The sequence below is a fragment of the Streptomyces sp. NPDC044033 genome, assembly GCF_056434425.1.
The window spans coordinates 228,394-240,036 of the sequence record NZ_JBWKFF010000016.1; the positions used below are offsets into that span (position 1 = coordinate 228,394).

Annotated in this window: 14 protein-coding genes; 7 read left to right on the forward strand and 7 right to left on the reverse strand. The window is 67.1% G+C overall.

All coding sequences use genetic code 11. From position 1 onward, the window contains the following. Window positions 1–75: 75 nt before the first annotated feature. Together AC07AB_RS26775 and AC07AB_RS26780 are read left to right on the forward strand one after the other, a co-directional pair. The gene (locus AC07AB_RS26775; RefSeq protein ID WP_478571572.1) at window positions 76–324 is read left to right on the forward strand and encodes a hypothetical protein; all 249 of its coding nucleotides are present in this window, start codon (window positions 76–78) and stop codon (window positions 322–324) included. A 314-nt stretch (window positions 325–638) separates the two neighbouring features. Then, on the forward strand, window positions 639–1,010 hold the full coding sequence (locus tag AC07AB_RS26780; RefSeq protein ID WP_478571575.1) for a hypothetical protein: 372 nt from the start codon (window positions 639–641) through the stop codon (window positions 1,008–1,010). 208 nt (window positions 1,011–1,218) lie between these two features. On the opposite strand, the gene AC07AB_RS26785 is transcribed toward AC07AB_RS26780, so the two are convergent. Both AC07AB_RS26785 and AC07AB_RS26790 read right to left on the reverse strand, forming a co-directional pair. Then, the gene (locus tag AC07AB_RS26785) at window positions 1,219–1,779 is read right to left on the reverse strand and encodes a DUF3291 domain-containing protein (protein WP_478571578.1); all 561 of its coding nucleotides are present in this window, start codon (window positions 1,777–1,779) and stop codon (window positions 1,219–1,221) included. 350 nt (window positions 1,780–2,129) lie between these two features. Then, a complete protein-coding gene (locus tag AC07AB_RS26790; protein ID WP_478571581.1) occupies window positions 2,130–2,465 on the reverse strand; it encodes a hypothetical protein in 336 nt (111 codons plus the stop codon). Window positions 2,466–2,660: 195 nt separating this feature from the next. Here AC07AB_RS26790 and AC07AB_RS26795 point away from each other — a divergent pair, with 195 nt between their 5' ends. Genes AC07AB_RS26795 through AC07AB_RS26805 form a run of 3 tightly spaced genes read left to right on the forward strand, consistent with a single transcriptional unit; the run spans window position 2,661 to window position 4,063 of the window. Next, a complete protein-coding gene (locus AC07AB_RS26795) occupies window positions 2,661–3,515 on the forward strand; it encodes a helix-turn-helix domain-containing protein (RefSeq protein ID WP_478571584.1) in 855 nt (284 codons plus the stop codon). A gap of 12 nt (window positions 3,516–3,527) precedes the next feature. Continuing rightward, on the forward strand, window positions 3,528–3,785 hold the full coding sequence (locus tag AC07AB_RS26800; protein WP_478571586.1) for a DUF397 domain-containing protein: 258 nt from the start codon (window positions 3,528–3,530) through the stop codon (window positions 3,783–3,785). Between the two features lie 17 nt (window positions 3,786–3,802). Continuing rightward, the gene (locus AC07AB_RS26805; protein ID WP_478571588.1) at window positions 3,803–4,063 is read left to right on the forward strand and encodes a DUF397 domain-containing protein; all 261 of its coding nucleotides are present in this window, start codon (window positions 3,803–3,805) and stop codon (window positions 4,061–4,063) included. Window positions 4,064–4,154: 91 nt separating this feature from the next. On the opposite strand, the gene acnA is transcribed toward AC07AB_RS26805, so the two are convergent. After that, window positions 4,155–6,881, reverse strand: coding sequence for an aconitate hydratase AcnA (gene acnA, locus AC07AB_RS26810; protein ID WP_478571591.1), 2,727 nt, complete (start codon window positions 6,879–6,881; stop codon window positions 4,155–4,157). A gap of 559 nt (window positions 6,882–7,440) precedes the next feature. On the opposite strand from acnA, the gene AC07AB_RS26815 reads away from it, so the two are divergent. Continuing rightward, a complete protein-coding gene (locus AC07AB_RS26815; protein ID WP_478571594.1) occupies window positions 7,441–7,794 on the forward strand; it encodes an antibiotic biosynthesis monooxygenase family protein in 354 nt (117 codons plus the stop codon). 502 nt (window positions 7,795–8,296) lie between these two features. On the opposite strand, the gene AC07AB_RS26820 is transcribed toward AC07AB_RS26815, so the two are convergent. Next, the gene (locus AC07AB_RS26820; protein WP_478571597.1) at window positions 8,297–9,016 is read right to left on the reverse strand and encodes a dienelactone hydrolase family protein; all 720 of its coding nucleotides are present in this window, start codon (window positions 9,014–9,016) and stop codon (window positions 8,297–8,299) included. Between the two features lie 334 nt (window positions 9,017–9,350). Between AC07AB_RS26820 and AC07AB_RS26825 the strand changes: the two genes are divergently transcribed. Beyond that, window positions 9,351–9,836 carry a GNAT family N-acetyltransferase gene (locus tag AC07AB_RS26825; RefSeq protein WP_478571622.1) on the forward strand — a complete coding sequence of 162 codons (486 nt, stop codon included), beginning with the start codon at window positions 9,351–9,353 and terminating at the stop codon, window positions 9,834–9,836. 215 nt (window positions 9,837–10,051) lie between these two features. On the opposite strand, the gene AC07AB_RS26830 is transcribed toward AC07AB_RS26825, so the two are convergent. The 3 genes from AC07AB_RS26830 to AC07AB_RS26840 all read right to left on the reverse strand — a co-directional run. Then, entirely contained in the window at window positions 10,052–10,723 is a 672-nt protein-coding gene (locus tag AC07AB_RS26830; protein ID WP_478571600.1) for a formylglycine-generating enzyme family protein, read from the reverse strand. Window positions 10,724–10,921: 198 nt separating this feature from the next. Continuing rightward, complete coding sequence (locus tag AC07AB_RS26835; RefSeq protein WP_478571602.1) at window positions 10,922–11,119, reverse strand: hypothetical protein; 198 nt, start codon at window positions 11,117–11,119, stop codon at window positions 10,922–10,924. A 166-nt stretch (window positions 11,120–11,285) separates the two neighbouring features. Further along, window positions 11,286–11,643 (reverse strand): integrase core domain-containing protein (locus AC07AB_RS26840; RefSeq protein ID WP_478571605.1); only part of this gene is annotated, 358 nt, incomplete at its 5' end.

Consider the following 11,643-nt stretch of genomic DNA (forward strand, 5'->3'; position numbering starts at 1 on the left):
CGCATCGCGGGTCACAGCATGAGATCTGTGGAAGCCGGCAGGGGTTGCCCTCTTCCCTCGCGATGCGGAGCTGCGGTGTCTCGATCAATCAAAACCGGATCGGCGTCGTCGCCCGTCACCGCGGACGACGTCTACCTTGCCGTGCGGCTCGCCGCGGACATCCTTCGGGATGCGCCCGCGGAGGGGTGGGGCGGCAAGGCCGGTTCGCTGGAGTCGGGCTGCTGGGAGACTGCCGAGCACCTCACCAACGGCCTGCTCTCTACTACGCCGTGCAACTGGGGCCGCAGAGACCGCCGCTGGACACCCATGGGCCTTTCGCGTTGAGCCGGAAGAGGCCGGACGAACCGGGCCGCCGGGCTGCGTCCCCCAGTCTTGAACGTCAAGAGTCTCCGGGGTCCGGCCAAGGCAAAGGGCCGCAAGATCCATCTGCTCGCCGCATGCCATTGGCTGGCACTATTCGATGAGTGGCGCGAATCCACCCGGCCTATATCCGGCTACACCGGAAGATTCGGGCTCCACGGAACAGCGGCAATCGGAATATCAGCTACCCGTTGCCCGCGAGATGTCGGTGCGCAATAGTCGGGCCGGCAGTCAGGAAAGGGCGACTGCACCGGTTTCGGCGAGCAACGGGAGACGTCATGAGATTGAAGAACGTAGTCCGATCGACCGCGGGTCTGACCGTCGCGTTGGGCACAATGCTGGCGCTGGGTACGTCACCGGCCTACGCCGCGGACAAAACCCTGACCCTCAATGGTCGCGGCACCGCACATTTCAAGGACGACGGAGACAGATTCACTGTATGTGACACCAACGCGGACGGCCACGGTGTTCAGATGACCCTGTATCGCGTCTCCGACGGAAAGGCCATGTGGACGATCAACGACGGAGGCGACGGAGGCTGCGACGGAAAGACGTACGGCATCGTGGGCAGCACGCAGTATTACATGCACCTCTGTTGGAGCGTTCCCGGCGCCGCATGCGTCAAGTCTTCCAATTTCAGCGAGAGCTAGTAATCGGCTCGTAGCCGTTCAACGGCTGAACGATTCCCGCCCCCGGTAGCCAACCGGGGGCGGGAATGGCGAAGTACCATTGGAGTACTGAGGCACAACGATCACGCCGGACAAAACGTCCTACGCTCGTCGGCCGCGCAAGATCACCGATGTGTTCGCCGTCATTCAATCAAGGCGTTCGACAGCGACCCCAGTCGATCAGGCTTCCTTATCGTCGAACCTGGTCACTATTCGGCCCAATGTCTCTGGTCCTGGTCGGAGTTCCGTCCGGGTCAAACGAGTCGTGGAAGGTGAAGGCGTACGGCGCGGAGCTGTGGCCGTGGAGGTGTTCCAGCCTGGAAACCCCGTCCTGCCAGGTGGGTATCGCGCCGTCGGAGACCCACCAGAACACGTAACCCGGGTGCTCTGTCCTCTCGAACCAGTCGTAACGCCTGTTCAGCGCCTCACGGTGCAGACCGGTATAGACGGCGTCGAACGCAGAGCGCAGATCGGTCCAGAGTGAGAGAGTCGCGGCCAGCGCGGCGGTTTCCGCCGTACGGCCCTTGCTATACCAGGTCGGTACAGTGAATTCCCCCCATACGCCCCAGTCCAAGTCGAAGAATGTGCCCCCGCCGCCGTCTGCCGATTCAGCATGAGCAACATATCCCGGATGCCGGCTGATCTTCCCGTAGATGGGCTCACCGCTGTCCTGGAACTCGCGCGTGAGAGGTGCGGGATCGGCAGCAGGTGACTTCAGGACTCCGAATGTGTACAGAGCAAGATGGGGCATGCGTCTCTCCCTGGTTGGGGGTGCCTGGTGTGGACCCGGTTCGGTGGCTTACGCACGGGGGCGGGGATTCACGGGGGTGACCAACTCCTCCCGTCACGGGTGGCTCAGCCCGAAGAATCCCCCTGCGCGACCGTGGGCAACCGCCGAAGACCAGGTGAAGGTAGCCGCCTCTGCGGGCTATGTCGAAGTTGCGTTTTCCCTGTCAAAGTGGCTTCGCGTACAGGCCCTTTCAGGGGCCGGGGCGAGGGTGAACTGCCGTAGCTGTCCCAAGAGTTCCTCGACAAGGGGTGACCCAAGAGGCGTCGGGTGGGTCGAAGCACCCCGCCCGGGATACCTCGACCCACCCGTTCTTACGCCGCCTCAGCCCGCTCGAACGCCGGGGAGGCCGGCGGCGCGAACCACACGATGCGTGCCGTCACCCCGGGTTCTCGGCCGAACCAGTAGATCGCCCGCTCGGGCGAGTTGAGCCTGTACTGCGTACGACCCTCGGCGCTGACGACGTGAGCGCTCCCGTCCTCGTGGGCCAGCCCCCAGGCCACGACTCCCCCGTCCGGGTCCTCTGTGTCCGTGTCCCACTCCTGGACGACGGCGAAGATGCGCGGTGCATCAACTAGTGCGAGTTCGCACAGTTCCTGATCGAGTGTCAGGGGGATGGACGCAGGCTGCTGCGAGGGTGTTTTGGCCATGGAAGTCTCCCGTCAGGAGGGGGATTTGGACCAGGCGGAGCTGTGCACGCACGGCACGGCGGCGCCAGCCGAAGTGGCTCGGGTCACACCGTAGCGTGAAAGTTGAGATGGATATCGAGTTTCCGCGCAATGAGTCCCAATACCCTCCATTAGGGTGACGCCAACACATCTCGCCCGAGGCAGAGAGGGACCGCCATGGCCCCGACCAACCGTCCACCGACCGTGCGACAGCGACGTTTGGGCGCGGAGTTGCGCAGACTCCGCGCGCGCGTGGACCTGTCAGCCACCCAGGCGGGCACACTCGCCGGTGCCAATCAGTCGCGGATCAGCACCATGGAATCCGGCCGCTATGCGGTGAGCGCAAACCGGGTCCGGGAACTCGCCGCTCTATACAACTGCGCGGACGACGAATACGTGGCGGCACTGGCGGAGCTGACCGGCCGCCAGTACAGGGGCTGGTGGGAGCAAGAGCGGGAGGTCCTCCCGGCCGGGCTTCTCGACCTGGCCGAACTCGAACACCACGCCACGTATGTGCGCGTCGCCACCATGATTCACATGCCCGGCCTGCTCCAGACCCGGGACCACGCACGCGTGCTCATGGACTCGACGGTCCCGCAGCTCCCGCCGCACTCGGTGGAACACCGAGTCTCGTTCCGGATCAGGCGACAGGGAATCCTCGACGGGGACAATCCGACCCCGTTGACGGCGATCGTCCATGAGGCGGCTCTGCACATGGGATTCGGCGGTCCAGATGTAGCTCGGGCGCAACTTCAGAACCTCGTCGACATGGGCGAGCGCGAGAACGTCACCGTCGTGGTGATCCCATTCGGCATCGGCACTCTCCACGGTTCTGGCCAGCCCATTGTCTACTTCGGCGGCTCAGTACCCCAGCTCGATACGGTCCATCTCGACACCGACCACGGCAACGAACTACTCGACGCGGAAGCCCACCTCGTGAAATACCGGAGCGTGCTGGACCGCCTCGAAAGCTACGCGCTCAAGCCAGAGGCGTCCCGCGATCTGATCCACAGCATCGCCCAGAGCCTCTGAAGGGAATCAATAGTGCCCGCCCACGTCTGGCAGAAGTCCTCCTACAGTCAGGAGGGGGCCAACTGCCTCTACGTCGCCAAGACCCCCGGCGACTGGCAAACGTCCTCACACAGCGGTCAGGGCGCCAACTGCCTGAACGTCACCGCGGAAGCCCCTCACGTCATCAAACTCCGCGAAAGCGACGCCCCCAACGTCATCCTCACCACCACCCCCGCCAGCCTCCACGCCTTCATACAAGCCGCCAAGACAGGCCGGTTCGAAGGTCTCTGACCGGGGACTCGCAGCGCATGGCTATCCACACTTGGCAGAAGTCCTCCCACAGCCACGAAGGGTCCAACTGCCTCTACGTCGCCAAAGCTCCCCTCGACTGGCAGAAGTCCTCCCACAGCCACGAAGCGGCCAACTGCCTGAACGTAGCCGCCGAACCCCCCAACGTCATCAAGCTCCGCGAAAGCGACGCCCCCGACGCTATCCTCACCACCACCCCCGCCAGCCTCCGCACCTTCATCCAAGCCGCCAAAACAGGTCAGTTCGACAGCGACCGCTGACCGACCTCTGGAACGCGGCAGGGCCGCACCCCCCTTCCGGGGAGTGCGGCCCGCCGTGCGTAGTACGAGGCGTACGACCGTACAGCGACGCTTACTCGCTGATGAGCGACCGCAGCACGTACTGGAGGATGCCGCCGTTGCGGTAGTAGTCCGCTTCTCCGGGGGTGTCGATACGAACCTTGGCATCGAACTCGACGCCGGAGTCGGTGGTGACCTTGACGGTCTCCGGGATGCCGCCGTCGTTGAGGGCGGTGACGCCGGTGATGTCGAAGGTCTCCTCACCGGTCAGGCCCAGGGACAGCGCCGAGGCGCCCTCCGGGTACTGGAGCGGCAGGACGCCCATGCCGATGAGGTTCGAGCGGTGGATGCGCTCGTACGACTCGGCGACGACGGCCCGTACGCCGAGCAGCGCGGTGCCCTTGGCGGCCCAGTCGCGGGACGAGCCCGAGCCGTACTCCTTGCCGGCCAGGATGACCAGCGGGGTGCCCTGCGCCTGGTAGTTCTGCGAGGCGTCGTAGATGTACGAGACCGGGGCCTCGGCGGCGTTCTCGGCCTGGGTGAAGTCGCGGGTGAAGCCGCCCTCCGTGCCGGGCGCGATCTGGTTGCGCAGCCGGATGTTGGCGAACGTGCCGCGGATCATGACCTCGTGGTTGCCGCGGCGCGAGCCGTAGCTGTTGAAGTCGCGACGCTCGACGCCGTGCTCGGTGAGGTACTTGCCGGCCGGGGTGTCGGCCTTGATGGCGCCGGCCGGGGAGATGTGGTCGGTGGTGACCGAGTCGCCCAGCTTGGCGAGCACGCGGGCGCCCGAGACGTCGGAGACCGGGGTGGTCTCCATCGTCATGCCCTCGAAGTACGGGGGCTTACGGACGTAGGTGGACTCGCTGTCCCACTCGAAGGTGTTGCCGGTCGGGATCGGCAGCGCCTGCCACTGCGCGTCGCCCGCGAAGACGTCGGCGTAGTCCTTGGTGAACATCTCCTGGCCGATGGCGGAGGCGACGACCGTCTCGACCTCGGACTCGGAGGGCCAGATGTCCTTGAGGTAGACCGGGTTGCCCTCGGTGTCGATGCCCAGCGCCTCGGTGGTGATGTCCACCTTCATGGAGCCGGCGATGGCGTACGCGACGACGAGCGGCGGGGACGCCAGGTAGTTCATCTTGACGTCGGGGTTGATCCGGCCCTCGAAGTTGCGGTTGCCGGAGAGCACCGAGACGACGGCGAGGTCGTTCTCGTTGACGGCCTTGGAGACCTCGTCGGGCAGCGGGCCGGAGTTGCCGATGCAGGTGGTGCAGCCGTAGCCGACGAGGTTGAAGCCCAACTTGTCGAGGTACGGGGTGAGGCCGGCGCGGTCGTAGTAGTCCATGACGACCTTGGACCCGGGGGCCAGGGTGGTCTTGACCCACGGCTTGCTGGTGAGGCCCTTCTCCACCGCCTTCTTGGCCAGCAGCGCGGCGCCGACCATGACGTACGGGTTGGAGGTGTTGGTGCAGGAGGTGATCGCGGCGACGGCGACGGCGCCGTGGTCGATCTCGTACGTCTTGCCGTCGGGGCCGGTCACGGTGGTCGGCTTGGTCGGCACACCGTTGTGGACGGCGGGGGCGTCGGAGGCCGGGAAGGACTCCTTGCCCGCCTCCTCGTCGTCCGCGACGTAGTTGCGGACGTCGGTGGCGAACTGCTCCTTGGCGTTGGCCAGGATGATGCGGTCCTGCGGGCGCTTGGGGCCGGCGATGGACGGCACGACGGTGGCGAGGTCGAGCTCCAGGTACTCGGAGAACTCCAGCTCGCGGCTGGGGTCGTGCCAGAGGCCCTGCTCCTTGGCATACGCCTCGACCAGCGCGAGCTGCTGCTCGTCGCGGCCGGTGAGCTTCAGGTACTTGATGGTCTCGCCGTCGATCGGGAACATCGCGGCGGTGGAGCCGAACTCCGGCGACATGTTGCCGATGGTGGCGCGGTTGGCCAGCGGCACGGCGCCGACGCCCTCGCCGTAGAACTCGACGAACTTGCCGACGACGCCGTGCTTGCGCAGCATCTCGGTGATCGTGAGGACCAGGTCGGTGGCGGTGGTGCCGGTGGGCAGCTCACCGGTCAGCTTGAAGCCGACGACGCGCGGGATGAGCATGGAGACCGGCTGGCCGAGCATCGCGGCCTCGGCCTCGATGCCGCCGACGCCCCAGCCGAGCACGCCGAGGCCGTTGACCATGGTGGTGTGCGAGTCGGTGCCGACGAGGGTGTCGGGGTACGCCTGGCCGCCGCGCACCATGACCGTACGGGCCAGGTGCTCGATGTTGACCTGGTGGACGATGCCGGTGCCGGGCGGGACGACCTTGAACTCGTCGAACGCGGTCTGGCCCCAGCGCAGGAACTGGTAGCGCTCCTTGTTGCGGCCGTACTCCAGCTCGACGTTCTGGCCGAAGGCTTCCTTGGTGCCGAACTTGTCGGCGATAACCGAGTGGTCGATGACCAGCTCGGCCGGCGCGAGCGGGTTGATCTTCGCCGGGTCGCCGCCCAGCTCCTTGACGGCCTCGCGCATGGTGGCGAGGTCGACGACGCAGGGCACGCCGGTGAAGTCCTGCATGATCACGCGGGCCGGCGTGAACTGGATCTCCTGGCTGGGCTGGGCGTTCGGGTTCCAGCTGCCCAGCGCCCGGATGTGGTCGGCGGTGATGTTCGCGCCGTCCTCGGTGCGGAGCAGGTTCTCCAGCAGCACCTTCAGGCTGTAGGGAAGGCGCGCGGCGCCCTCGACCTTGTCCAGCTTGAAGATCTCGTACGACTCGTCGCCCACGCGCAGCGTGGTGCGGGCGTCGAAGCTGTTCGCCGACACGACAGTCTCCTTCATGCATGAATTCGCGCGTACTACCGCGATCCTGCCGTCACAGGATCTTGCCGATCCGCTAAGGTCAACCTAAGTTAGGTACGCCTTACTAGCGCGGCAGCGGTACGCCTCTCGGCAGATATCTCGATGTCGAGATAACTCTAGTACATCACTCCCGCACGGTCATGCGCCGCCCGGCTACAGTCCGCTCACATCCAATCGAGGCGTTCACTCAGCGAACCCGGTCGTTCCGCCTTCTGTCCCAGTGAACCCGGTTGTGTGGGTGATCGCACTGGGGGGTGCCGGGTGGCCGTACCGGCTGGGGTGGATCTTGCAGGGCCGTACGTTTGAGCTCTCACATGTGGACGCCGTACACGAGCGTCGTCGGCGTCCGTCGCTGGACTGTGTGACGGGATGGTCTGAGGGCGTCGCTCCGGTGCGGCCATTTCGGTGGTCACGCGGTGAGCGTCACTTCGCGGGCCGGCACTGGGCGGCCACGACGTCTCCGTGTCCCTCCTCCTCTATCAACATCTGTTTTCGCACTCTCACACGACCGTAGAGTGGCGCCATGAGTAGCCACTCCGAAGCGCCTGTCACGCCCATCGAGGCCTTTGAACCCCCTTACTACGTAGCCGTCTTCACCGCGGTGCGAGCCCAGGACCAGAGCGGCTACAGCGAAACCAACGCACGCATGGAAGACCTGGTGAAGGACGTCCCTGGGTACCTGGGGATGGACTACGCGCAGACTCCTGGCGGGCTGGGCATCACCGTCGGGTACTTCCGCGACGCCGACGCCCTCACGGAGTGGCGGAGCAACGCCGAGCACCGCGCGGCACAGAAACGCGGGCGAACCGAGTGGTACCAGAGCTACACGCTGCATGTGGCGAAAGTGGAGCGGAGCCACGGGTACACGCGAGCGTAGGACTCGCGGAGCCCGACGGCAGGCCGATCAGCCGAAGTCATCTCAGCGACCGTCCCACCACAAGCTCGCATCGAGCAGGTCGGTGTGCCCCTCGCGACCCCGATCCAGCGGGAACCACAGGGGATGACGGGCATCGCGAGCAGGGAATGCCCGGGAGCCGGAGCCGCCCGCCCCTCCTGGGCCGGGAGCCCCCTCACCTTGGCAAATCGGACAACACGTCGCGGTGGAAGTTCTGCCATGACCTGTTCGCGGTCGGCCCCTGGCACCGGGAACCGGTGAGGCTACTCACGATGCCCCACCATGATCGCTTGCCATCCAGCCCAGTCGACGCAGGCCAGCGCGATGGGCGTCTATTCCCTCGCGCCGCCCCGACCGGTCGGTACCGGCGAGGGCCGGTACCGGCGCGGTCGGGGCGGTTGTGCGTCCGCTGACCACCGCCGTCGAGGAGGTCCGGGCCCGTCCTCGATGAGCGGCTTCCTGACCGGCGGCTACCGGCCTGGCCTCACTTCAGGTGCCGGCCGAAGAACCGGTTCCCGTCCTCCGCCTCGAACCACGGGGTGCCGGTGTGCCCGCCCAGATTGGCGTGCAGCGTCTTCTCCTTGGTGCCGAAGGCGTCGAACAGGTCCAGGGCCCGCTGCCGGGGGTTCCCCTCGTCGTCCCACTGCAACAGGAACAGCAGCGGAATGGTGACCTGCCGGGCCTCCTCGCGTTGGGCGCGGGGCACGTACCCCCCGGCGAAGAAGCCGGCGGCCGCGATGCGCGGCTCGGCCACCACCAGCCGGATGCCGACGGCGGTCCACCCCGAGTACCCGACCGGGCCGCCGATCTCGGGCAGCGCGAGGAGGGCGTCCAGGGTGGTCCGCCACTCCGGGACCGCCTTCTCGACCAGCGGGCCGATGAAGGACTCGAAGATCTCATCGACCGGCTCGCCGGCCCGCATCGCCCGGCGGAGGTCGGCGCGGGCCTGCTCGTCGGCGGCGGAACGGGGCCGGTCACCGCACCCGGGGGCGTCGATGGTGGCCACCGCGTAGCCGGACGCCGCGGATTGCCGGGCCCGGGCCACCAGCCGGGGCTCCCCCTTGGGCAGGCCGTTGTTGTGGGCCATCAGGATCAGCGGGGCGGGTTCGGATCCAGGCGTCCACAGGGTGCCGGGGGTCTCGCCGAGGGTGAATTCGCGTTCGAGGACGCCGTCGTCCAGGCGCCGTTCGGAAGTGAAGTGCATGGTCGTGCCTTTCGGGAGTCCGCTTGAACGGCGCTCCCGGACGACCTATCGCCCGACCGTGACCCCAGAGGGAAGCACCCATGTCGATACTGCGTTCACGGGTACCACCTCCTCGTTCTCTCGCACGGCCTCCGGAAAAGTAGCAGCGGCCGTCGTTGTCCGCCAACGGGTTTTCGCGGAGGCTCCGCTCCCGGGCTGCCGGACTGCCGGGCTGCCGGGCTGCCGGAAGCCTCAGTCGTTCCCGTTCCCCATGCATGGATGCCGGTGGGTGTCCCAAGTGATCGCGTTCGGTCCGAGGCGGCGTCGATAGAGTGTCGCCGTGCCGAATTCGCCGATGCCGCTCCACCTCGAAACCGCCCGGCTGACGCTGCGCCCGTGGACCGACGCCGATGCCGACAGCCATCGCGCGCTCGCCGCCGAACGGGGCGATGGAATGTTGTCCATCGAGGACAACCGGCGGGTGATCGAGGCTCAGGTCGCCGCGCCGGCGCTGACGGGGCTTGCCCTGCTGGTCATCAACCGCCGCGATGCGGGTGATTTCATCGGGTATTGCGGGCTCACCGTGGGGCGGGCTTCCGTCGACGAGCCTGAGATCGCGTACGAGTTGTTCCAGCACGCGCACGGCCAGGGCTATGCGACTGAGGCGGCCTCCGCGGTGCTCGACGCCGCGATCACGACCGGACGGAAGCGGCTCTGGGCGACCGTACGCCCCTGGAACGCGCCGTCGTTTCGCGTCCTCGAAAAGCTCGGGTTCGAGCGCGACCATGTCTCGGCTGATGACCGTGGCGAACTCGTGTGGCTCACTCGCTCCCTGCCGTAAGAGGCAGACTTCGTCCACTTGAAGGCGACTGGGCGCGCGTTGAAGGCGACTGGGCGCGCGCGAGTCCGGCGGACCGGATCGCCTGGGACGAGAGTGGAGGCCGGCGGAGTCCTGGGCTACGGAGCGGCGTGGTTGTCCCGTGTGCGGGAAAGTGGTGCGCCGCCCGTTGGCGGAGGCGGAGGGCGTCACGTTCGACGGCGCGCGGAAACCGGTCGTCACGCGGTGGAGCGCGCGATGCGGAACCCTACGTCGTCGACCTGGAATGTCGGGTGGCTGCGGCGCCGCGCAGAGGCCCGGCAGCTCCAGTGCTCATCGAACCAGCCACCGCCGCGGAGCACCCGGTAGGGGCCGTAGACCTCGGCATCGTAGACGTCCCAGCACCAGTCCCAGACGTTGCCGAGCATGTCGTAAAGACCCCACGGGTTGGGTTCTTTGCCGCCCACGGCGTGGATGCGCTCATGCGAATTGCCGCGGAACCAGGCGATCTCGTTGAGCGGCGCGTACTGCGGGCCGGTCGTCCCGGCTCGGCAGGCGTGCTCCCACTCGGCTTCGGTCGGCAGCCGGTACCCGTCGGCGGACGCGTCCCACTCGATGTCTTCGCTGGCGGCAGGGAGGTGGTAGGCGGGCGTGAACCCCTCGCGCAGAGACAGGGCGTTGCAGAACCGTGCCGCGTCCCACCAAGAAACGCACTCGACGGGCAACTGGTCCCCGTGGGCGGCGCTCGGCCGCCGGCCGGTGATTTGTGCGTACAACGCCTGGGTGACCGGGAAAGCCGCGAGCTGGTAGGGGGCAAGCTCGACCGACCAGCTGCGCTGCGTGCGCCGGTCCGACAGCGTTACCTGCCCCGGCGGGATGGCGACCATCTGGTCTCCCACGATCACGTCCATGATCAAGAGATCCTACCGAGATGCGCCGGTCCGCCACGGCGGGGGCCGACCGTATCAAGCGAGGCAGCCACCGATATCCGAGCGCCCGGGACCAGGCCCGCTGGGCTTCTCGGCGACCAGGTGTCTCAGGCAGTCCGGTCACCGCAGGTCACGGCTCTGCCAGCCCACGGTCCAGATCATCTGAGACGCGACAGGGCTTCAGGTGTTCTGGGCGTCCTCCTGGGCCTTGGGGCTGGGCGTGAGCGTGTCCGCGGCTTCGCCGTCCTTCTCGGCGTCGCGCTGGTTGCCCGGGGGGCGGGTCTCCGCGTCCTCGACCTCGTGGACGACCTCTTCGGTCGCGCTCTCCGCGTGCTCGCGCGGCTTGTGCCCGTGCCGGTGTTCGTTCCTGTGACTCATGGGAGTCCTCCAGAGGGAATCCGGCGGCGCCGTCCGGGCAGACCCGAACGGCGCCGCACCACACATGTTGCTCAAGAAACGCTCTCCTGCGCGCCACCCGAGTGCCCCGCGACAGCGTTCACGAACCAGGCGGATCACCGGCGCATATGGGCGTAGGCCGCGATCACTAGGTGTACCGACCCGTGAGGTTGGGGACGCGGCTGGCGGGTGGTTGGCCCTTGAGCGCGGTGTGTCCGCGGTGGTGATTGTAGGTGTGTAGCCACTGCGGGTATGCGGCGCGTCGCTCGGCCTCGGTCCGGTAGGGCTTCGCGTAGGCCCATTCGTCGAGAAGTGTGCGGTTGAAACGCTCTACCTTCCCGTTCGTCTGGGGCCGGTAGGGACGGGTCCGCTTGTGTGAAATGCCTTGCGCGGCCAGAGAGTTGCGCCACGGGTGTGACCGGTAGCAGGAGCCGTTGTCGGTCAGGACACGTTGAACGGTGATCCCGGCGGCGGCGAAGAAGGCGTGGGCCCGCTGCCAGAATCCG